Here is a 21,468-nt window from a genome sequence, read left to right as displayed (position 1 = left end):
GAGCCGCACGGCACCCCGACGACGACCGCCCGGAGCAGCATGGACGTGGATCCGCCGAACGAGGATCGATCGCGCGAGGCCGCGTTCTTCGACCTCGACAAGACGATCATCGCGACCTCGTCGGCCACGGCCTTCTCCCGCCCGTTCCTCGCCGAGGGCCTGCTCACCCGCCGCTCCGTCGTGCGCACCGCGTACGCGCAGCTGCTCTACCTGCTCGGCGGCGCTGACGAGGACCAGACCGAGCGCCTGCGCGCGCAGCTGTCGCGGATGGTCGCCGGCTGGGACGTGTCGCAGGTGTCGGCGATCGTCGCCGAGACGCTGCACGAGTCGATCGATCCCACGGTGTACGCGGAGGCGGTGGCGCTCATCGAGGAGCACCACGCGGCCGGCCGGGACGTCGTGGTGGTGTCGGCGTCAGGTGCCGAGGTGGTCGAGCCGATCGCCGCGATCCTCGGCGCCGACCACGTCATCGCGACCCGGATGAACGTGCTCGACGGCCGGTACACCGGCGAGATCGACTTCTACGCCTACGGGGAGAACAAGGCGTCGGCCATCCGCGAGCTCGCCGAGACGGAGGGCTACGACCTCGACGCCAGCTACGCGTACTCGGACTCGATCACGGACGCCCCGATGCTCAGCACCGTCGGGCACGCGTTCGCCGTGAACCCCGACCGCGCGCTGCGCAGGCTCGCGATCGAGCGCGGCTGGGGCGCCCTCTCGTTCGTCCGGCCCGTCCCCCTGTTCCCGCGCCGCGCCCGCATCGTCACGGCGGGAGCCGTCACCCTCGTCGTGGTTGCCGTGGTCGTCACGGCCCTCGCGATCCGTCGGAGCCGTCAGCGCCGCTGAGTCCGCATCGCGGACCAGCGTCCCAGCATCCGGCGCGCCCGGACGGGTGGCCTGCACCGTCGTCGCCACGGCTGTCGCGGACCCGGGAAGTGAGGTACCAAAGGAACACAACTGCATGACCGCGAGGGCACCCACGCGCAGGAGAGCCCACCTATGGGCAGGTCGACCGGGCTGGTCCCGTCGCGACCGACACCGGTGCACGCTTGATCACCCTCCGGTCCGCTGTTGGCGACGGCGCCCCACGGGGCGCCGTCGTTCGTCTGCGGCGGCTCAGCCCAGCGAGCCCGCGAGCACCGCATCCGCGATCGCCCGCCCCTCGGCCGCACCGCGCACGACCGCGTCCCCGGACGCGCGCACCCACGCCGCCACCCCCTCCGGCGACCCCGTCGCGAACCCCGCGGCGGCGCCCAGGTACGGGTTCAGCGCGTCCGCCCAGACGACCTCGGCAACCACCGAGCCGGTCGGGTCGAGGCCACGGGTGGTGAGCAGCAGCCGATGGACGGCCCGTGCGACCAGCCCGTTGCCGGCGAGGAAGGGCCGCAGCGCGAGCATCTCGCCGTGCACGACGGCGCCGACCACCAGCGCCGGGACGGCCGTGGCCCGCAGGGTCCGGTCGAGCAGGTCGATGCGCGCGGCCAGCTCGTCGCCGACGGGCGCCGGTCCCAGGCCGGTGAGGTCCTGCGGCACCTCGTCGACCCGCAACCGGCCGACGTCCGGCTCGTCGAGCCACCCGCCGGTCGCGGCGGCGTGCACGCGGGCGAGCAGCTGGCGCAGCGGCGGGAGGGCGGCCGAGCCGCCGGCGCCGAGCGCCGGCATCCACTGCTCCACCAGCACCGTGGCCCGCAGCGCACCGACGACGACCGGGTCGGAGCCGCCACCGGTGGCGAGCTCGCGGACGAACGAGAGCGGCACGCGCGCGCCCTCGATCGCGCACGACGCGCGGGTGGCCCGCAGGCCGGCCTCGGCACGCACCTCGCGCCACCGCCGGCGGTAGGCCTCGTGCCAGCGCAGCTCCTCGCAGGCGATCCGGGAGCGCTCGACCGCCTCGGCCACCCCGGCGAGCTCGAGGAGGGGGGCGAGGGGGTCGGTCACGCGGTCACCCTATAGATGAGTCCACAATGTTCGAATGGTCTCCCCGAGCGTCTCCTCGTCCATCACCGCGCGCCTCGAGGTGCAGGCTCGGCCGACCGCGGTCAGCGAGCTCACCACCGCGATCGAGAAGGCCGGCGGCATCGTCACCGCGCTGGACGTCACGGCCTCGGGCCACGAGCAGATGACGGTCGACGTCACCTGCGCGACGCGGGGCGAGCAGCACGCGGCGGACATCGTCGAGGCCCTCAAGGACCTGCACGGCGTCGTCGTCGAGCGCGTCAGCGACCGCACGTTCCTCATGCACATCGGCGGCAAGCTCTCGATCGAGTCCAAGGTGCCGCTGCGCAACCGCGACGACCTGTCGATGGCGTACACCCCGGGTGTCGCGCGCGTCTGCGAGGCGATCGCGGCGCACCCGGAGGACGCCCGCCGCCTGACCATCAAGCGCAACACGATCGCGGTGGTCACGGACGGCACGGCGGTGCTGGGGCTCGGCAACATCGGGCCGCTGGCCAGCCTGCCGGTGATGGAGGGCAAGGCGGTGCTGTTCAAGCGGTTCGCGGGCATCGACGCCTTCCCCATCGCGCTGGACATCACCGACGTGGACCAGATCGTCGAGACGATCTGCGCGATCGCGCCCGTGTTCGCGGGCATCAACCTCGAGGACATCTCCGCGCCGCGCTGCTTCGAGATCGAGCGCCGGCTGCGGGAGCGCCTGGACATCCCGGTGTTCCACGACGACCAGCACGGCACCGCCATCGTCGTCGTCGCGGCGCTGACCAACGCGCTCAAAGTGGTGAACAAGGACCTGGCCACCGTGCGGATCGTGCTCTCGGGCGCGGGCGCCGCCGGCACGGCCGTGCTCAGGCTGCTGCTCGCGGCGGGCGCCAAGGACGTGGTCGTCGCGGACATCGAGGGTGTCGTCCGCGCCGACCGGCCGGGGCTCGACCCCTCCCTGTTCTGGACCGCCTCCATGACCAACCCACGCGGCATCTCGGGCAGCATCCCGGACGCGCTCAAGGACGCCGACGTGTTCATCGGAGTCTCCGCGCCGGACGTCATCACGGGCGACGACGTCGCGACGATGGCCCCGGACTCGATCGTGTTCGCGCTGGCCAACCCCCGCCCGGAGGTGGACCCGGACGACGCGGCGCAGTACGCGGCCGTCGTCGGCACCGGCCGGTCCGACTTCGCCAACCAGATCAACAACGTGCTCGCGTTCCCGGGAGTCTTCCGCGGGCTGCTCGACGCGCAGTCGCACCGGATCACGGACGGCATGCTCCTGGCCGCCGCCTACGCGCTGGCGTCGGTGGTCACGGACGACGAGCTCAACCCGACGTACATCGTGCCCAGCGTGTTCAACCCGGAGGTCACGACGGTCGTCGCCGCAGCCGTGACGAAGGCCGCGCACGAGACGATCGAGGTCTAGACCCGCCGCGCGAGCGACGTGGCGGCCCGCTGCGTCGCGTCGACCAGCCCGTCGGGGACGTCGCCGTCCGCGAACGTGACGGCGAGCCCGGCGATCGGGTGCCCGGTGTGGTCCCGCACGGCCACGGCGACCGACGCGAACCCGCTGGTGACGTCCCCGTGCTCGGACGCCCACCCGGCACGTCGCACCTCGGTGAGGACCGCCCGCAGCTCGGACAGGCGCCGCGGGCCGACGCCCGTGCGGTCGACGAACGCGTCGCGGTCGGGGAAGAGCGCACGCACCTGGGCGGTCGGCAGGTCCGCGAGGATCGCGCGCCCGCTGGCCGTCAGGTGGGCCGGCAGCCGCACCCCGACGTCCGTGACGAGGGCGGGCCGGCCGGCCGCGCGCTCCTCGACGACGTACAGGACGTCCCGCCCGTGCAGGACCGCGAGGTGCGCGCTCTCGCCCACCTGGTCGACCAGCCGCGCGAGCACGGGCCGCGCGGCACGGGCCAGCGGCGCCTGCCGGGAGTAGGCGGAGCCCAGCTCGAAGGCACCGAGGCCGAGGCCGTAGCGGCGCTCCTCGGGCAGGTGGGCGACGAAGCCGTGCTCGGTGAGGACCGCGAGCAGGTGGTACGTGGTGGACCGCGGGAGGTCGAGCGCCGTCGCCAGCGCCGCAGCAGGCAGCGGACCTGTCCGCGACAGGTGGCGGAGCAGGCGCAGCGTGGCGTCCGCCGCGGGCACGGTGGTCACGGGTCCTCCTCACGTGTCTGAGATCCCAGACACTATCCGTGCGCGACACCTACGCCCCGCCCGGGGGCACGCGGTGTCATGAACCATGAGCACCGTCGTGGTCGGCACCGGACCCGTCTCGATCGCCGACGTCGTCGCGGTGGCCCGGCACGGGGCGGGCGTCCGGCTCTCCGACGACGCGCTGGCCGCGATCGCCCGCGGCCGCGCGGTCGTCGACGAGCTCGCCGCCGACACCCGCCCGCACTACGGCATCTCTACCGGCTTCGGCGCCCTGGCCACCCTGTCCATCCCGGCCGACAAGCGCCTGGACCTGCAGCGCAGCCTGGTCCGCTCGCACGCCGCCAGCACGGGTCCCGAGGTGGAGCGGGAGGTGGTCCGCGCGCTCATGCTGCTGCGCCTCTCGACCCTGGCCACCGGCCACACCGGCGTCCGCCCGGAGACCGCGAGCGCGTACGCCGCGATGCTCGACTCCGGCCTCACCCCGGTGGTCCGCGAGTACGGCTCGCTCGGCTGCTCGGGCGACCTCGCACCGCTGGCCCACTGCGCGCTGGCCCTGATGGGCGAGGGCGAGGTCCGCGACGCCTCCGGGAGGCTCGTCGAGGAGGCGCGCCCCGGCCACACGCTCACCGAGAAGGAGGGTCTGGCCCTCATCAACGGGACGGACGGCATGCTCGGCATGCTCGCCCTCGCGCTGCACGACCTGGACGTCCTGCTGGACACCGCCGACGTCGCCGCGGCGATGAGCGTCGAGTCCCTGCTCGGCACCGACGCAGTCTTCGCGGCCGACCTCCAGGGCCTCCGTCCGCACCCCGGACAGGCCACCTCCGCCGCGAACATCCGCGCTGTCCTGCACGGCTCCGGGATCATGGCCAGCCACAAGACCCCCGAGTGCACCCGCGTGCAGGACGCCTACTCGCTGCGGTGCGCGTCGCAGGTGCACGGGGCCGCCCGGGACACCGTCGAGCACGCGCGGGCGGTCGCGGAGCGCGAGCTGGCCGCCGCGATCGACAACCCGGTGATCACGGACGACGGCCGCGTCGAGTCCAACGGCAACTTCCACGGCGCCCCGGTCGGCTACGTGCTCGACTTCCTGGCGATCGCCGTGGCCGACGTCGCGAGCATGTCCGAGCGCCGCACCGACCGGTTCCTCGACGTCTCGCGCAACCACGGCCTGCCCGCGTTCCTCGCGCACGACCCCGGCGTCGACTCCGGCCTGATGATCGCGCAGTACACGGCCGCGGGGCTGGTCAGCGAGCTCAAGCGGCTGGCGGTGCCGGCGAGCGTCGACTCCATCCCGTCGTCGGCCATGCAGGAGGACCACGTGTCGATGGGCTGGCACGCCGCCCGCAAGCTGCGCCGGGCCATCGACGGCCTGACCCGGGTGCTCGGCATCGAGCTGCTCACCGCCGCACGCGCGATCGACCTGCGGGCGCCGCTGCACCCGTCGCCGGTGACGAGAGCCGTCCGAGACCTGCTGCGCGAGGCAGGCATCCCCGGCCCGGGGCCGGACACCTACCTCTCCCCCGACCTCGAGACCGCGGCGGACGCCGTCAGGTCGGGGGCCGTCGCCGCACAGCTAGGAGCACGCTCATGACCGCCGGCCCCCGCCCCGTCCGCGCCCCGCGCGGCACCACGCTCACCGCCCGCAGCTGGCAGACCGAGGCGCCCCTGCGGATGCTCATGAACAACCTCGACCCGGAGGTGGCCGAACGCCCCGACGACCTGGTGGTCTACGGCGGCACCGGCAAGGCCGCCCGGTCGTGGGACGCGTACGACGCCATCGTCCGCACGCTGACCACGCTCGGCGACGACGAGACCCTGCTGGTCCAGTCGGGCAAGCCGGTCGGCGTGCTGACCACGCACGAGTGGGCACCGCGCGTGCTGATCGCCAACTCGAACCTCGTCGGCGACTGGGCCACGTGGCCGGAGTTCCGGCGGCTGGAGCAGCTCGGGTTGACCATGTACGGGCAGATGACCGCGGGGTCGTGGATCTACATCGGCACGCAGGGGATCCTGCAGGGCACGTACGAGACGCTGGCCGCGGTGGCCGCGAAGCGGTTCGGCGGCACCCTGGCCGGCACGCTGACCGTGACCGGCGGCTGCGGCGGGATGGGCGGCGCGCAGCCGCTCGCGGTGACCCTGAACGGCGGGGCGTGCCTGATCGTCGACGTCGACGGTGACCGGTTGCAGCGGCGGGTCCGCGAGCGCTATCTGGACCGGGTGGCGACGAGCCTCGACGAGGCGATCGCGCTGGTCAGCGCGGCCAGGGCATCGAAAGAGGCCCTGTCCGTCGGCGTCGTCGGCAACTGCGCGACCGTGCTGCCCGAGCTGCTGCGCCGCGGGGTCGAGGTCGACGTGGTCACCGACCAGACGTCCGCGCACGACCCGCTGAGCTACCTCCCGGTCGGCGTCGAGGTGGCCGACTGGGCGTCCTACGCCGCGGCCGAGCCGGAGGAGTTCACCGAACGCGCGCGTGAGTCGATGGCGCGCCACGTCGAGGCGATGGTCGGGTTCCTGGATGCCGGTGCCGAGGTGTTCGACTACGGCAACTCGATCCGCGACGAGGCCCGGCAGGGCGGCTACGAGCGTGCCTTCGACTTCCCCGGGTTCGTCCCCGCGTACATCCGGCCGCTGTTCGCCGAGGGCAAGGGCCCGTTCCGCTGGGCGGCGCTGTCGGGCGACCCGCGCGACATCGCGGTGACCGACCAGGCCGTGCTCGACCTGTTCCCCGACGACGACGACCTGCACCGCTGGATCCGCGCCGCGCAGGACCGCGTCGCGTTCCAGGGACTCCCGGCGCGCATCTGCTGGCTCGGGCACGGGGAGCGCGACCGGGCGGGCCTGCGGTTCAACGAGCTCGTGGCGTCCGGCGACGTGGCAGCCCCGCTGGTCATCGGGCGCGACCACCTCGACGCCGGCTCGGTCGCGTCGCCGTACCGGGAGACCGAGGGCATGGCCGACGGCTCCGACGCGATCGCCGACTGGCCGCTGCTGAACGCGCTGGTCGCCGCGTCGTCGGGGGCCACCTGGGTGTCGATCCACCACGGCGGCGGCGTCGGCATGGGCCGCTCGATCCACGCCGGCCAGGTGTCCGTGGCCGACGGGACCGAGCTGGCGGCGCGCAAGCTCGCCCGGGTGCTCTCCAACGACCCCGCGATGGGCGTGCTGCGGCACGTCGACGCCGGCTACCCGCGGGCCGACGACGTGGCGACGGCGAACGGGCTGCGCGTGCCGATGCGGGAGGGCTCGTGACGTTCGCGGGCACGTGGTCGGACCTGTCGTCGGTCGGGCGCGCCACCGACGGGGGCTACCGCCGGTTCGCCTGGACGCGCGAGGACCACACGCTGCGCGAGTGGTTCGCCGGTGAGGCGCAGTCCCGGGGACTCGACCTGGTCACCGACCGCGCGGGCAACCAGTGGGCCTGGTGGGGCGACCCCGACGCGACCCCGGGGGTCGTCACGGGAAGCCACCTCGACTCCGTCCCGGGCGGCGGCGCGTTCGACGGGCCGCTCGGGGTGGTCAGCGGGTTCGCGGCCCTCGATCTGCTGCGGGAGCGCGGCGTGACACCGCAGCGGCCGCTCGGGATCGTGAACTTCGTCGACGAGGAGGGCGCCCGGTTCGGCGTCGCCTGCGCGGGCTCCCGCCTGATCACGGGCGTGCTGGACGCGGACCGGGCGCGGGCGCTGCGCGATGCCGACGGAGTGAGCATGGCCGACGCCCTGCGCACCGCCGGCCGCGACCCCGCGGAGCTCGGTCCCGACCCGCAGGCGCTGCGCCGCATCGCGTCCTTCGTCGAGCTGCACGTCGAGCAGGGCCGCGCCCTCGTGCACACCGGCGACGCGGTCGGCGTCGGCCGGATGATCTGGCCGCACGGCCGCTGGCGTGTGGAGCTGCGCGGCGAGGCCAACCACGCCGGCACCACCCCGCTGGCCGACCGGCACGACCCGATGCTCGACCTCGCGGCACTGATCGCGCAGGTCAGGCGGGCTTCCGAGGACGCCGGCGCGCTGGCGACCGTCGGAAAGCTGCGGGTGGACCCGAACGGCGTGAACGCGATCCCGTCGCAGGTCACCGCGTGGCTCGACGTCCGCGCATCCGAGGAGTCCGCGGTCCGGGAAGTCCTCGCATCGCTGGCCGCGTACGCACCCCAGGAGGAGTCCTGGACTCCGGTCACCGTGCTCGACGCCGACCTCGCGGAGGTCGTCGCGGGAGCGCTGGACGCCCCACCGCGCCTGGGCACCGGCGCGGGCCACGACGCGGGCATCCTCGCGGCCGCGGGCATCCCCACGGCCATGCTCTTCGTCCGCAACCCCACGGGCGTCTCGCACGCACCCGAGGAGGACGCCGACGAGGCCGACTGCGTCGCGGGCATCGACGCGCTGGCCGCGGTCCTGGGACGGTTGCTGACGTGACCACGTACTGGGCTGCGCACGCGTGGCTCCCGGACGGCTTGGCCGACGACGTCCGGATCACCGTGGCCGACGGACGGATCGTCGCCGTCGACCAGGCACCGGCGAGCCCGGACGACCACCGGCTGCCCGGCGTCGTCCTGCCCGGCTTCGCCAACACGCACTCGCACGCGTTCCACCGGGCGCTGCGGGGGCGGACGCACGACGACGGCGGCACGTTCTGGACGTGGCGGGACCGCATGTACGCGCTCGCCGCCACCCTGACCCCCGACACGTACCTGGACCTCGCCCGCGCCACCTACGCCGAGATGGTGCTCGCCGGGGTCACCGCGGTCGGCGAGTTCCACTACCTGCACCACGGCCCCGGCGGCACCCCCTACGACGACCCGAACGTCATGGCCGAGGCCCTGCGCACCGCCGCGCGCGAGGCCGGCCTGCGGATCACGCTCCTGGACACCGCGTACCTGACCGGCGGGATCGACGCGCCGCTGGAGGGCGTCCAGCGACGGTTCGGCGACCACGACGCCGACGCCTGGGCCGCCCGCGTCGCCGCACTGCGCCCGGACGACACCCTCACGGTCGGCGCGGCGATCCACTCCGTGCGCGCGGTCCCGCTGGACGACCTCCCCCGGATCGCCGCGCACGCCACCGGCCGCCCGCTGCACGTGCACCTGTCCGAGCAGCGGCTGGAGAACGAGCAGGCACTGGCCACGTTCGGCGCCACCCCGACCCGGGTCCTGGAGGACGCGGGGGCGCTCGGCCCGAGCACCACCGCGGTCCACGCCGTGCACGTCACACCGGAGGACGTCGCGATCCTCGGCTCGACGCGGACCGGGATCTGCCTGTGCCCGTCCACCGAGCAGGACCTCGGCGACGGCATCGCGCCCGGCGCCCTCCTGCAGTCGGCGGGCGCGCGCCTGAGCGTCGGCAGCGACCAGCACGTGCGCACCGACCTGCTGGCGGAGGCGCGATCGGTCGAGATGCACGAGCGGCTCGCCGAGGAGTCCCGCGGGGTCCTGTCCCCCGCCGAGCTGGTCGCCCTGCTGACGACCGGCGGTCACACGAGCCTCGGCGACCCGACAGGCGGACGCCTGGCCGTCGGCGCCCCCGCCGACCTGGTCGCCGTCCGCACAGACACCCCCCGCACGGCCGGGGCGGACCCCGCGCAGCTGGTCCTGGTGGCGGGCAGCGCCGACGTCGACACGGTGGTGGTCGGCGGCGTCGTGCGGGTCGAGGGCGGCAGGCACGTGCTCGGCGACGTCGGGGCCATGCTGGGCTCGGCCGTCCGCGCCGCGTGGGAGGAGACCCGATGACGTCGCACCTGGTCACCGGCATCGGTGAGCTGACCACGCACGACGACCGCTTCGGCGGCCCCCTGCTCGACGCCGCACTGGTGGCCGAGGACGGTCGGGTCGCCTGGGTCGGTCCGGCCGCGGACGCCCCCGACGCCGACCGTCGCACCGACCTGGCCGGCGCCGCGGTGGTCCCGGGGTTCGTCGACTCCCACACGCACCTGGTGTTCGGCGGCGACCGGTCGGCCGAGTTCGAGGCTCGCATGGCCGGCACGATCTACACAGGCGGCGGCATCATGACGACCGTCGCGACCACGCGCGCGACGTCCGAGGACCAGCTCCGCGCGCGCCTGCGGGGCCTGGTCGACGAGGCTCGCGGCCAGGGCACGACGACCCTGGAGATCAAGAGCGGGTACGGCCTCGACGTCGAGACGGAGGTGCGCCTGCTCCGCCTGGCCGGCGAGGTCACGCCAGAGACGACGTTCCTGGGCGCGCACGTCGTGCCGCCCGGCATCGACCGTGCCGAGTACCTCGCCCTGGTGACTGGGCCCATGCTCGAGGCCTGCGCGCCGCACGCCCGGTGGGCCGACGTGTTCTGCGAGCCGGCCAGCCCCCTCGCGTTCGACGGTGACGAGGCCCGCGAGGTGCTCGTCGCCGCACGGGCGGCGGGCCTGCGCCTGCGGGTGCACGCCAACCAGCTCGCGCCCGGCCCCGGGGTCCAGCTCGCCCTCGAGCTCGGTGCCGCGAGCGTCGACCACTGCACCTACCTGTCGAACGCCGACGTCGCGGCCCTCGCCGACTCGCGCACGGTCGCCACGCTGCTGCCCGGCGTGGAGTTCTCCACCCGGTCGCCGTACCCCGAGGCCCGCCGCATGCTCGACGCGGGCGTCGAGGTGGCGCTGGCCAGCGACTGCAACCCCGGCACGTGCTACTCCACGTCGATGCCGCTGATGATCGCGCTCGCCGTCCGCGAGATGCGGATGACGGTCGCCGAGGCGGTCCGGGCCGCGACGCTCGGCGGCGCGCACGCCCTGCTCCGCGACGACGTCGGCCACCTGCGGGTCGGTGCCCGCGCGGACCTCGCCGTGCTCGACGCCCCGAGCTACCGGCACCTGGCCTACCGACCGGGAGTGCCGATCGCCAAGGCGCTGACCCTCTAGGCCCAGGTGGCCCGGCGGTACTGGGGCTGCCAGGCCTCGACGTCCGCCGCACCGAGCTCGTGCGCGGCACGCAGCGGCCAGAACGGGTCCCGCAGGCCCTCGCGCCCCAGCAGGACCGCGTCGGCGGACCCGTCGGCCAGCACGGCCTCCGCCTGCGCCGGGTCGGTCAGCAGGCCGACCGCGGCGACCGGCAGCCCGGACGTCTCGCGCACCTCGCGCGCGGCGGGCACCTGGTAGCCGGGCCCGACGGGGATCGACGCGGGCGCGTTGCCCCCGGTGGACACGTCCACCAGGTCGACGCCGTGGCCGCCCAGCTCCTTAGCCACCTGCGCCACCTCGTCGACCGTGAGGCCGCCCTCGACCCAGTCGGTCGCGGACAGCCGGACGAACAGGGGCTTGTCGTCGGGCCACGCCGCGCGCACGGCGTCGGCGGTCTCCACGAGCAGCCGGGCGCGGTTCTCGAGCGAGCCGCCGTACTCGTCGTCGCGGTCGTTGGACAGCGGCGAGAGGAACTGGTGCAGCAGGTAGCCGTGCGCCGCGTGCAGCTCGACCACGTCGAAGCCGGCGTCGTCGGCCCGGCGGGCGGCGTCGGCGAACGCCGCGGGGATGCGGGCGATCTCGTCGAGGGTCAGCGCGTGCGGCGTCGCCAGGCCCGGGAAGGCCGCCGCCGACGGGCCGACGGTGGCCCAACCGCCCTGGTCGGCCGGCACGGAGCCGCGCCCCTCGGAGAACGGCGAGAACGTCGACGCCTTGCGGCCCGCGTGCGCCAGCTGCACGCCGATCAGCGTGCCCCGCTCGTGCACGAAGTCGGTGATCCGGCGCCACTCGGCGACGTGCAGGTCGTGCCACAGCCCGGTGTCCTCCGGCGAGATGCGCCCCTCGGGCACCACCGCGGTCGCCTCGGCGATCAGCAGCCCGAACCCGCCCGACGCCCGCGAGCCCAGGTGGACCAGGTGCCAGTCGTTGGGGCTGCCGTCGACGGCCGAGTACTGGCACATCGGCGCCAGCCAGGCACGGTTGGCGAAGGTGGTCCCCCGGAGGGTGAGCGGCGAGAAGAGAAGGGTCACGTGCGGTCGCAACCGACGACGGCCGCCCTCGATTCCCCCGGGCCCTAGGACCCCCATCACGTCGACGACGCCGCGCGACCATGGACGGGTGCTGAGCATCCCCGACGCGGTCGACGCCCAGGCGGTCGCCGCCCACCACAAGGTCGAGCTGATGGCGACGCCGGGGGTGTACCTCGTGCGCACCATGCTGGCCGGCGCCTACATCGGCATCGGCGTCCTCATCATGGCCACCGCGGGCGGTCCGCTGTTCGTCGCGGAGTCCCCGTTCACGCCGCTCGTGCAGGGCCTGGTGTTCGGCGTCGCGCTGACGATCGTGGTGGTGGCCGGGGGCGAGCTGGCCACCTCGGCGATGATGATCCTCACGCAGGGGGCGATCCGGCGCGCGATCAGCTGGGGACGCGCCGCCGTGATCCTGCTGGCCTGCATGGCCGGCAACTTGGTAGGCGCCATGGTCTTCGCGTTCCTCGTGCACGTCTCCGGCGTCCTGGCCCCCGGCACGGCCGGCGGGGCGGTCCTGGCGAGCATGGTGGAGCACAAGGCCCACGAGACGTCGGTGCAGCTGCTGGTCCGCGGGATCCTCTGCAACGTGATGGTCTGCCTGGCCATCTGGTGCGCGGCGCGGCTGCGCAGCGAGGGGGCGCGGATCGCCGTGATCTTCGCGTGCGTCATGGTGTTCATCACCTCCGGCTTCGAGCACGTGGTCGCCAACATGACCACGTTCTCGCTCGGCCTGTACGGCAGCCTGCCGGGTGCGACCGTCGCCGAGATGGCCCGGAACATCGCCCTCGTGGGGCTCGGCAACCTGATCGGCGGCGGGATCCTGGTCGGGGCCGCGTACGCCTACGGCAGCCGGCCGCGCCCCTCCCTCGAGCAGCCGACCGCGCCCGACACCAGCGCGCTGCACAGCGACCGGGAGCCGCTGGCAATACGGTGACTCGAACAGCGGCGCCGCCCGACGCCGCCCGAGTGGCCAGCTTCGAGGAGCACGCATGAGCACCTCCGACCCGCACCGCCCCGGCGGCGCGACCGACCGTCCCGACGAGACGGACACCGCGATCGAGCAGACGACGCCGGGCGCCGACGACTCCCCGGCCCACGAGGTCGCACCGACCGTCGAGACCCTCGACCCGCCCGCGGCGACGGAGCCCGAGCCCGAGCCCGCCGAGCCGGTCACCGAGCCCGCCGTAGAGCCGGTCGCCGGGACGCCCGAGGCCGAGCTTCCTGCGAGCACCGAGACCCTCCCAGCCGCAGCACGCACCACCCCGGAGGCGAGCCTCGACACCGGCCGGCACGCGGTCGTCCGGCCGGCACCCACGCCGCCCGACGAGCCCGCTCCGGACCCGGTCGTCACCCCGGCCACGCCGCCCGTCACCCCCACGCCGCCCGTCGAGGCCGCCGCGCCCGTCGAGGCCGCCACCCCGGAGCCGCCAGCCCCCGCGCCCGCGGCCGCACCTGCCGCGTTCGCCGCCGCGACCCCCGCCGCGGCCGGCGACGACCACCTCTTCCCCGACCCGAACGCCCCGCGCAGCACGACGGTCGGCTCCCACATCCTCGGCGTGCTGGTCGGCCTGATCCTCGGACCCGTCGGTGCCGGCGTGCTGCTGCTGGGCGAGTCGCGGATCCTGCAGGCGCAGGTGGACGGCTGGGACGCCTCGACCGAGGTGCTCGGCATCGTGCTCGTCACGCTCGGCGTGCTGCTGCTCGGCGCGGTCCTGCTGCTCGGGCTCTGGACGCCGTCGGTCCCGATCACAGCGGGCACCGTGCTCACGCTCGCCGGCATCGTCTACCTGTACCTGCCGTCGATCGCCCGCGAGCAGACGCTCAACCTCCTCACGTCGTCGGGCTGGCGGGTGACGGTCACGCAGGTGACTGTGGCGGGCACCTCGGGGATGACGCTCGCCGTCGGGTTCCTGCTGCTGCTGGCGGGGCTCGTCGCGGCTGCTGCGCGCCGTCGTGGGGTCCACCTCGGGGAGTTCCGCGAGCGCCACCGCCCCTGACCCGGGGGCGTGGGCGCGCCGGTCTCCGGCTAGAGTGCGTTCCCGGACCCCGGTCCACCTGCATCGACGTCGCTGCACAGGAGGTGGTCCTCGTGACCGACACCCCGCCCGAGACCCACGAGCCCGGCCTCGAGAATCTGCTCACCGAGGATCGCCGGTTCCCCCCGACGCCCGAGTTCGCGGACCAGGCCAACGCCCAGCGCGGCCTGTACGCGTGGGCCAACGCGGACCGGCCCAGCTTCTGGGCGGAGCAGGCCCGTGAGCTGCTCAGCTGGGAGAAGCCGTTCGAGGAGGTCCTCGACTGGTCGAACGCGCCGTTCGTGCGCTGGTTCGCCGACGGCACGCTGAACGCCGCCTACAACGCGGTCGACCGGCACGTCGAGGCCGGCCACGGCGACCGCGTCGCGCTGCACTTCGAGGGTGAGGGCGGCGACACCCGCACCGTCACGTACGCGGACCTGCAGCGGGAGGTGTCCAAGGCCGCGAACGCGTTCACCGCGCTGGGCGTCGGCACGGGCGACCGCGTCGCCATCTACCTGCCGCTGATCCCCGAGGCCGTGGTCACGATGCTCGCCTGCGCGCGCATCGGCGCCCCGCACTCGGTGGTGTTCGGCGGGTTCTCGGCCGAGGCGCTGAGCACCCGGATCAACGACGCCGAGGCCAAGCTCGTGGTGACCGCGGACGGCGGGTACCGGCGCGGATCGGCCAGCGCGCTGAAGCCGGCCGTCGACGAGGCGCTGACCAAGGGCACGCCGTCGGTCGAGCACGTCCTCGTCGTGAAGCGCACCGGCCAGGACGTCACCTGGAACGACGAGCTAGACGTGTGGTGGTCGGACGTCGTCGACACCGCCAGCGACCAGCACACCCCCGTCGCCGTCGAGGCCGAGCACCCGCTCTTCATCCTCTACACGTCGGGCACCACCGGGAAGCCCAAGGGCATCTTCCACACCACCGGCGGGTACCTGACCCAGGCCGCGTACACGCACCGCAACGTCTTCGACCTCAAGCCGGAGACGGACGTCTACTGGTGCACGGCGGACATCGGCTGGATCACCGGCCACACCTACGTCGTCTACGGCCCCCTCATCAACGGCGCCACCCAGGTCATCTACGAGGGCACGCCCGACACCCCGCACCGCGGCCGCTGGTGGGAGATCATCGAGAAGTACAAGGTCTCGATCCTCTACACGGCCCCCACGGCCATCCGGACCTGCATGAAGTGGGGCTCGGAGATCCCGGGGAAGTTCGACCTGTCGAGCCTGCGGGTGCTCGGGTCGGTCGGTGAGCCGATCAACCCCGAGGCGTGGATGTGGTACCGCCGGGTGATCGGCGGCGACCGCACGCCCATCGTCGACACGTGGTGGCAGACCGAGACCGGCGGCATCATGATCAGCCCGCTGCCGGGCGTCACCGAGACCAAGCCCGGGTCCGCGCAGGTGCCGCTGCCGGGCATCGCGGCGGACGTGGTCGACGACGACGCGCAGTCGGTGCCCCACGGGTCCGGCGGCTACCTCGTCCTCACGGAGCCGTGGCCGGCGATGCTGCGCGGGATCTGGGGCGACCCGGACCGCTACGTCGACACGTACTGGTCGCGCTTCAAGGGCCTGTACTTCGCGGGTGACGGCGCCAAGAAGGACGACGACGGCGACATCTGGCTGCTCGGCCGGGTGGACGACGTGATGAACGTGTCGGGTCACCGGCTGTCCACCACGGAGATCGAGTCGGCGCTGGTGTCGCACCCGTGGGTCGCGGAGGCCGCGGTCGTCGGTGCCGCCGACGAGACCACGGGCCAGGCGGTCGTCGCGTTCGTCATCCTGCGCGGAGACGCGGGCGGTGGCGACCAGGAGGCCGACGCGGTGCAGACCGAGCTGCGCAACCACGTGGCCAAGGAGATCGGCCCGATCGCCAAGCCTCGGCAGATCCTGGTCGTCGCGGAGCTGCCGAAGACGCGGTCCGGCAAGATCATGCGCCGCCTGCTGCGGGACGTCGCGGAGAACCGTCAGGTCGGCGACGCGACGACGCTCGCGGACTCCTCCGTGATGGACCTCATCGCGCGGGGTCTGTCGGCACCCGGGGCGAAGCAGGAGGACTGAGCCGCAGCGGAGCGCAGGCTCAGGTCGACATCACGTACGAGGACTGACGGGGCTGACCGCCTCCGCCGCGGCGTTCGCCGGGCTCGTCGCGAGGGCGATGCACCCGACGAGTGCCGCGGCGGTTCCGACGACGGCCGCGGCCTCCCACCCGTGGCGGACCACGTCCCCCAGCACGACCATGCCGACGATCCCCGGCACGACGACCTCCAGCACGGACACCGTGGCGGCGGCCGACCCGACCGGTCCCTTCTCGAGCGCCCGCAGGTAGGCCAGCGCGGCGACGACGCCCGACACGACGATGACGAGCGCGAGCGGCTGCAGGACGGTGTCGAGCAGGCCACCCGACGCGTGCGCGGCCCGGGCGGCGATCGCCGCGACCGAGTAGCCGAGCCCGGCGATCGTCGCGAGCAGGAGCGGGTGACCCCGCCGGTAGGCCAGCGCGAAGACCGCCGCGAGGAGGCCGGCGGACACCAGCATCACGGGCACGAACCCGTCGGGTGGGGCCACCGCGGGCTGGTCGCCGCCGGACAGCGACACCAGGACGAGCGCGCCCACGACGACCGCGACGGCCACCCGGTCGATCGGTCGCATCCGGGTGCCCAGGACGAGCCGCGCGAGCACCACCACGACCACGAGCGACGACGCGATGATCGCCTGCACGACGAACAGCGGCAGCCGGTCCAGCGCGACGAGGGACAGCAGCCACGCCAGCCCGTCGACGGCGAACGCGGCGATGACCAAGGGCTGCGCGACCACCGCCAGCCCGGCGGCCCGGCGCGTGGCCACCGCCTGCATGATCGTGCTCACGCCGTAGCCGACGGACGCGACGGAGGCCGCGAGCACCGCGAGCACGGCACTGCTCACGGCGCTGCCCCGATCGAACCGAGGAACCGCCCGATCACCGGGATCTCCGTCACCCCCTCGGCGCCCGCGAGGACCAGCGCCTGCGTGGCGACGAACTCGACCGAGTCGAGCACCACGTACCGCGGTACCCAGCCGGGGTCGAACTTCTCGTTGAAGGTGCTGAGCGTGCCCATCTGCGTGCCCTGCGACAGCCGCTGCAGGATAGGTCGGGCCAGGGCGTCCATGCGCGAGCCGGCCTGCGGGTCGCCCTCGAGCACCTCGCGCATCATCGCGAAGTTGAGGCCGAGCCCGCGTTCACCGCGACCGGCGAGGTGAGCGATGGTCGAGACGATCGTGGCGTCGATGAGCCCGTTCGGCAGCCCCTCCGTGTCGGTGCGCCGGCGCATCACGTCGAGCGACCAGCCGCCGATGTCGGTCGCCGGGACCCACTGGCAGAAGGCGTCGACCCGGCCCGACGGGTCCCGCGTGACGGAGAGCATCAGGCCGGTGTCGGCGGGCTGGAACAGCCGGGAGAGCGTCATCGAGAAGCCCCGTTCGACGTCGCCCTGCCGGGACTCGTCGCTCATCGCCTCGATCATCGCCCGGAGCTCGCCGTCGAGCGTCGCGGGGTCGTGGAAGGTGGTGACGTAGCCCGCGCGCGCGATCCGGTTCACCGCCTGGCGCAGCGACTTGTGGGAGCGCCCCTCGAGCGTGAACGTCGAGCAGTCGACGATGGCCTCGTCGCCCAGGTACACGGTGCGCAGCCCGCTGGACTCGTACTCGGGGAGCCAGTCGGCCGCCGCGCCGATGACGGCCACCGACCACCCGAAGTCGTCGGCGTGGTCGAGGAACTCCGCCCACGCGAGCACCTTCTCCTCGGCCGGCCCGATGGGGTCGGGCGACACCAGGCACACCCCGCCGCGCACCGAGTGCGCCACCACGGACCGCCCGGTGAAGAACCAGTCCTTGTCGTCGCGGAGCGCGAAGTAGTCGAGGGTGCCGCCGCCGTGCTGCTGCACCACGAGGCGCGCGCGCTCCCGCTCGTCCAGGTGGTCCCGGGGGCTCAGCCGGTGCGGGCGGCGCGGCGACAGGAGCGACCAGAGCAGGGCCGCGAGGCCGCCGACGGCCAGCAGGTAGGTGACCGGCGCCAGGAACCGCCCGAGCCGTTCGATGTCGGCGTCGGAGGGGTCCGCGACGACCACCCAGACCACGAGCCCCGCCAGCACGGCGACGACGCACGCGGCGGCGACGACCAGCCCGACGACCGCCTGCCGGACCGCGTGCCGCGTGGGGAGGACCGGGAACGCGGTGCCGCGGGACGCCAGCCAGCCGGCGCACACCGCCACGACGACCGCCGCCAGAATGTCCGGGCCCTTCGCCAGGTGCAGCGCCGCCGAGATCGCGAGGGCCACGATCGTCGCAACCCACGCGAGCCGGTGCCCCCGCCGCAGGCCGCGGGCGGTGAGCAGCAGGACGACGGACACGAGCACGAGCGTCGGCCGGGCCGTGTGCTCGACCAGGCCGGGCACGAGGTCGCGGACGAAGCCCATGCGCTTCCAGAGCGGGTGCACCACCGCCGACAGCAGCCCGAGGATCGCGAGGACGAGCACGACGCGCGAGGCGACCACCCGGACCCGGCTCCTGCGGCGCTGCTCCTCGATGGCCGACCGTGCGGAGCGAGGCACGAGGGGGCTGCTGGCCGTCATCGGTCCAGTGTGCCCGCCGCGTCCCACCCGGCGGGAGGGTGTCAGGCTGGTCCCGTCCCACCCGGGCGAGGAGGAGCCGATGGTCCGTGCGCAGGATCCACCCGGCAGCCACCTCCCCGCCGACGTGCTCGAGGAGCTGGGGGCCGGCGGGGACTGGCTCAGCTCGTGGTGGACCGTGGTCGCGCTGCTGCTGCTCGCGGTCCTCGCGGTGCTCTGGGCGGTCCGTCGGCGCGCCGGGCACCGGCGCGCGTGGCCGCAGTGGACGGCCGCCGGCCTCGCCGTCGCGCTCGCGGCCCTGTTCGTGGCGAACATCGTCGTGGGCTACGCGCCCGACGTGGCTGCCGCCCGCGTGGCCCTGGCGAGCCGGGGGATCGGCCAGGCCCCCGAGGCGCACGCCGCAGGCACGCACGACGGCGGGGTCGAGTCCGTGCAGATCCCGGCACCCGCAGCCGACCGCATGCCGGACGACAGCCTCACCTGGGTCTACACGCCCCCGGGGTATCCGGACGGGTCGACCCGGTACCCGGTCGTCTATCTCGTGCACGGCACGCCCGGCGCGAGCGGCGACTGGTTCGCGGCCGGCGACGTCCCGCACGCGATGGACGTGCTGCTCGCGCACGGGCTGGTGCAGCCGATGATCGTCGTCGGCGTGGACGTCAACGGCACCGGACCCGGCGCGGCCGACACCGAGTGCCTCGACTCGACGACAGGCGGGTCGCAGGTCGAGACCTATCTGACCGACACGGTGATCCCGTGGGTCGACGGGGCGTACCGGACCGCGGCGGACTGGCAGCACCGCACGGTCGGCGGCTTCTCGGCGGGCGGCTTCTGCGCGCTGGACCAGGGCCTGCGGCACCCCGAGCTGTACGGCACGATCCTGGCGATCGAGCCGTACGGCGACCCCGGCGCGGGCGGTCGGGCGATGCTCGCGACGGAGGCCGAGTGGGACGAGCACGACGTCCTGGGCTACGCGCCCACGATCCCCCTCCCGCACGACGTCGCGCTCTTCGTCGACATCGCCGGTCGCGAGCACGGCCAGCCCCGGCGGGACGGCACCGCGATCGCCGAGAGCCTGGCGGCGCGGGGGCAGGACGTGCTCCAGCGCGAGGAGCCCGGGCAGCGGCACACCTGGACCATGGCGCGGGTCGCGATCCCCTACGGACTGGTGTTCGCGTCCGCGCACATGCCGTGAAGCGTTTAGGCGATGGAGAGCGCCTCCCCGACCTGGTTGTGTGACCACGCACCCGCCCGCCGGCCGGCCGGCGGAACGGCGGGCGGGTGCATCCACACGTCGACCGCCCGCTGCGCGGTCCCCAGATGCCCACGGAACGAGGAAGTCCCATGAGGTCTCGTAGGTCCCTGCTGTCCGGCGCCGTCCTGGCTGCCGCCGTCGTCGCGCTCGGTGCGACGTCGCTGATCTCCACGTCGGCCCAGGCCGCGACGCCTCCCGGCCTGCACGTCTCCGGCACCCAGCTCGTGGAGAAGGACGGCACCCCGTTCATCGCCCGCGGCGTCAGCCACGCCCACACCTGGTACGTCTCGCAGACGCCGACCGCGATCCCCGCCATCCGCGCCGCCGGCGCCAACGCGCTCCGCGTCGTCCTGTCCGGCGGCGACCGCTGGACCAAGAACGACGCGGCCGACGTGGCCGGCATCATCAGCCAGTGCAAGGCCAACAAGCTCGTCTGCATGCTCGAGAACCACGACACCACCGGCTACGGGGAGCAGAGCGGCGCGGTCACCCTCGACACCGCGGCCAACTACTGGGTCAGCATCGCGTCCGCGCTGCAGGGCCAGGAGGACTACGTCCAGATCAACATCGGCAACGAGCCGTTCGGCAACAACGCGACGACCAACGCGACCTGGGCCTCCGCCAGCTCCGCCGCCATCGCCAAGCTCCGCGCGGCCGGCCTGCACCACAACATCGTGATCGACGCCCCCTCGTGGGGTCAGGACTGGGCCGGCATCATGCGCGACAACGCCGCCACCGTGGCCGCGTCCGACCCTGACAAGAACGTCCTGTTCTCCGTGCACATGTACGGCGTCTACAACAACGCCTCGACCATCAACGCCTACCTCGACGCCTTCAAGGCCAAGGGTCTGCCGCTGGTCATCGGCGAGTTCGGGAACATGCACTCCGACGGCGACCCCGACGAGGACACGATCATGTCCGAGGCCGTCAAGCGCGGCATCGGCTACTACGGCTGGTCCTGGTCCGGCAACGGCGGCGGCGTCGAGTACCTCGACATGGTGACCGGCTTCAACCCGGCGCAGCTGTCCTCCTGGGGGACGCGGATCTTCAACGGCACCAACGGCATCAAGTCGACGGCCGTGACGGCCAAGGTCTACGGCGGCGTCCAGCCGACGACCCCGGCCCCCACCACCCCCGCACCGACCACTCCCGCGCCGACGACCCCGGCACCGACCACGCCCGCACCCACGACGCCGGCACCGACCACCCCGGCTCCGACGGGCAAGACGTGCACCGCGGCCCTCGTGGTGAGCAACACCTGGCCCGGTGGCTACCAGGCGGCCGTCACCGTCAAGGCCGGCACCGCGATGATCAGCAGCTGGAAGACGGCGTTCTCGCTGCCCGCCGGCGGCACCGTCCAGAGCGGCTGGTCCGGGACGTACTCGCAGTCAGGCACCGCGCTGACCGTGTCGAACGCCGGGTGGAACGGGCTCCTCGGCGCCGGCTCGAGCACCACGTACGGCTTCGTGGGTGCCGGCACCGCGCCGAGCGCCTCGACCACGGTGAGCTGCACCGCCGGCTGAGGTCCCAGGACGGCGCAGGGCCGGGTCG

General features: G+C 74.0%; 17 protein-coding genes. 12 read left to right on the top strand and 5 right to left on the bottom strand.

Translation table 11 applies throughout. The annotated features are described in order from the left end of the window. Positions 1-39 precede the first annotated feature (39 nt). Positions 40-846: an HAD family phosphatase gene (locus ASD18_RS06895; RefSeq protein WP_056088521.1), complete on the top strand. Its 807-nt coding sequence runs from the start codon at positions 40-42 to the stop codon at positions 844-846. A gap of 270 nt (positions 847-1,116) precedes the next feature. Here the strand turns inward: ASD18_RS06895 and ASD18_RS06890 are convergent, their stop codons facing one another. Next, positions 1,117-1,938, bottom strand: a complete 822-nt coding sequence (locus ASD18_RS06890) for a Fic family protein (protein WP_056088518.1) — start codon at positions 1,936-1,938, stop codon at positions 1,117-1,119. 34 nt (positions 1,939-1,972) lie between these two features. Between ASD18_RS06890 and ASD18_RS06885 the strand changes: the two genes are divergently transcribed. Next, positions 1,973-3,367, top strand: a complete 1,395-nt coding sequence (locus ASD18_RS06885; protein ID WP_056088515.1) for an NAD-dependent malic enzyme — start codon at positions 1,973-1,975, stop codon at positions 3,365-3,367. On the opposite strand, the gene ASD18_RS06880 is transcribed toward ASD18_RS06885, so the two are convergent. Next, positions 3,364-4,098, bottom strand: a complete 735-nt coding sequence (locus ASD18_RS06880; RefSeq protein ID WP_056088513.1) for an IclR family transcriptional regulator — start codon at positions 4,096-4,098, stop codon at positions 3,364-3,366. The genes ASD18_RS06885 and ASD18_RS06880 overlap by 4 nt on opposite strands. A gap of 85 nt (positions 4,099-4,183) precedes the next feature. On the opposite strand from ASD18_RS06880, the gene hutH reads away from it, so the two are divergent. From hutH to hutI, 5 genes are read left to right on the top strand one after another with little or no spacing between them, the layout of a single operon-like run. After that, the gene (hutH, locus tag ASD18_RS06875; RefSeq protein WP_056088510.1) at positions 4,184-5,692 is read left to right on the top strand and encodes a histidine ammonia-lyase; all 1,509 of its coding nucleotides are present in this window, start codon (positions 4,184-4,186) and stop codon (positions 5,690-5,692) included. Next, positions 5,689-7,350: a urocanate hydratase gene (gene hutU, locus ASD18_RS21175; protein WP_056088505.1), complete on the top strand. Its 1,662-nt coding sequence runs from the start codon at positions 5,689-5,691 to the stop codon at positions 7,348-7,350. Before hutH ends, hutU begins: the two co-directional genes overlap by 4 nt. Further along, positions 7,347-8,510: an allantoate amidohydrolase gene (locus ASD18_RS06865; protein WP_056088502.1), complete on the top strand. Its 1,164-nt coding sequence runs from the start codon at positions 7,347-7,349 to the stop codon at positions 8,508-8,510. Before hutU ends, ASD18_RS06865 begins: the two co-directional genes overlap by 4 nt. Then, on the top strand, positions 8,507-9,820 hold the full coding sequence (locus tag ASD18_RS06860) for a formimidoylglutamate deiminase (RefSeq protein ID WP_056088499.1): 1,314 nt from the start codon (positions 8,507-8,509) through the stop codon (positions 9,818-9,820). Before ASD18_RS06865 ends, ASD18_RS06860 begins: the two co-directional genes overlap by 4 nt. After that, positions 9,817-10,959 (top strand): imidazolonepropionase, encoded by a 1,143-nt coding sequence (hutI, locus tag ASD18_RS06855; protein WP_056088496.1) that lies wholly within the window; start codon positions 9,817-9,819, stop codon positions 10,957-10,959. The genes ASD18_RS06860 and hutI overlap by 4 nt, the downstream gene beginning before the upstream one ends. On the opposite strand, the gene ASD18_RS06850 is transcribed toward hutI, so the two are convergent. Next, positions 10,956-12,026, bottom strand: coding sequence for an NADH:flavin oxidoreductase/NADH oxidase (locus ASD18_RS06850; RefSeq protein WP_200938491.1), 1,071 nt, complete (start codon positions 12,024-12,026; stop codon positions 10,956-10,958). The two genes, hutI and ASD18_RS06850, sit on opposite strands and share 4 nt — an antisense overlap. An 88-nt stretch (positions 12,027-12,114) precedes the next feature. On the opposite strand from ASD18_RS06850, the gene ASD18_RS06845 reads away from it, so the two are divergent. The 3 genes from ASD18_RS06845 to acs all read left to right on the top strand — a co-directional run bounded on the left by ASD18_RS06845 (position 12,115) and on the right by acs (position 16,116). Continuing rightward, positions 12,115-12,960: a formate/nitrite transporter family protein gene (locus ASD18_RS06845; RefSeq protein ID WP_056088491.1), complete on the top strand. Its 846-nt coding sequence runs from the start codon at positions 12,115-12,117 to the stop codon at positions 12,958-12,960. 55 nt (positions 12,961-13,015) lie between these two features. After that, positions 13,016-14,023, top strand: coding sequence for a hypothetical protein (locus ASD18_RS06840; protein WP_056088488.1), 1,008 nt, complete (start codon positions 13,016-13,018; stop codon positions 14,021-14,023). Between the two features lie 92 nt (positions 14,024-14,115). Continuing rightward, entirely contained in the window at positions 14,116-16,116 is a 2,001-nt protein-coding gene (gene acs, locus ASD18_RS06835) for an acetate--CoA ligase (RefSeq protein WP_200938489.1), read from the top strand. 30 nt (positions 16,117-16,146) lie between these two features. On the opposite strand, the gene ASD18_RS06830 is transcribed toward acs, so the two are convergent. Further along, positions 16,147-16,980, bottom strand: a complete 834-nt coding sequence (locus ASD18_RS06830; RefSeq protein ID WP_156387910.1) for a hypothetical protein — start codon at positions 16,978-16,980, stop codon at positions 16,147-16,149. Beyond that, positions 16,977-18,665 carry a bifunctional lysylphosphatidylglycerol flippase/synthetase MprF gene (locus ASD18_RS06825; RefSeq protein ID WP_056088480.1) on the bottom strand — a complete coding sequence of 563 codons (1,689 nt, stop codon included), beginning with the start codon at positions 18,663-18,665 and terminating at the stop codon, positions 16,977-16,979. The genes ASD18_RS06830 and ASD18_RS06825 overlap by 4 nt, the downstream gene beginning before the upstream one ends. A gap of 79 nt (positions 18,666-18,744) precedes the next feature. Here ASD18_RS06825 and ASD18_RS06820 point away from each other — a divergent pair, with 79 nt between their 5' ends. Next, entirely contained in the window at positions 18,745-19,857 is a 1,113-nt protein-coding gene (locus ASD18_RS06820; protein ID WP_056088477.1) for an esterase family protein, read from the top strand. Positions 19,858-20,006: 149 nt separating this feature from the next. Beyond that, on the top strand, positions 20,007-21,440 hold the full coding sequence (locus tag ASD18_RS06815; RefSeq protein ID WP_056088474.1) for a cellulase family glycosylhydrolase: 1,434 nt from the start codon (positions 20,007-20,009) through the stop codon (positions 21,438-21,440). The last annotated feature ends 28 nt before the right edge of the window (positions 21,441-21,468 follow it).

It is taken from the genome of Cellulomonas sp. Root137 (genome assembly GCF_001426725.1).
GTDB lineage: Bacteria > Actinomycetota > Actinomycetes > Actinomycetales > Cellulomonadaceae > Cellulomonas.
The sequence above is the reverse complement of the archived record's forward strand: the minus strand, read 5'-3'. Positions and strand labels throughout refer to the sequence as shown.

Coding starts and splice junctions, on each gene's coding strand:
- ASD18_RS06895 (WP_056088521.1), top strand. CDS start 40: ATGGACGTGGATCCGCCGAACGAGGATCGATCGCGCGAGGCCGCGTTC.
- ASD18_RS06885 (WP_056088515.1), top strand. CDS start 1,973: ATGGTCTCCCCGAGCGTCTCCTCGTCCATCACCGCGCGCCTCGAGGTG.
- hutH (WP_056088510.1), top strand. CDS start 4,184: ATGAGCACCGTCGTGGTCGGCACCGGACCCGTCTCGATCGCCGACGTC.
- hutU (WP_056088505.1), top strand. CDS start 5,689: ATGACCGCCGGCCCCCGCCCCGTCCGCGCCCCGCGCGGCACCACGCTC.
- hutI (WP_056088496.1), top strand. CDS start 9,817: ATGACGTCGCACCTGGTCACCGGCATCGGTGAGCTGACCACGCACGAC.
- ASD18_RS06840 (WP_056088488.1), top strand. CDS start 13,016: ATGAGCACCTCCGACCCGCACCGCCCCGGCGGCGCGACCGACCGTCCC.
- ASD18_RS06825 (WP_056088480.1), bottom strand. CDS start 18,665: ATGACGGCCAGCAGCCCCCTCGTGCCTCGCTCCGCACGGTCGGCCATC.
- ASD18_RS06820 (WP_056088477.1), top strand. CDS start 18,745: ATGGTCCGTGCGCAGGATCCACCCGGCAGCCACCTCCCCGCCGACGTG.
- ASD18_RS06815 (WP_056088474.1), top strand. CDS start 20,007: ATGAGGTCTCGTAGGTCCCTGCTGTCCGGCGCCGTCCTGGCTGCCGCC.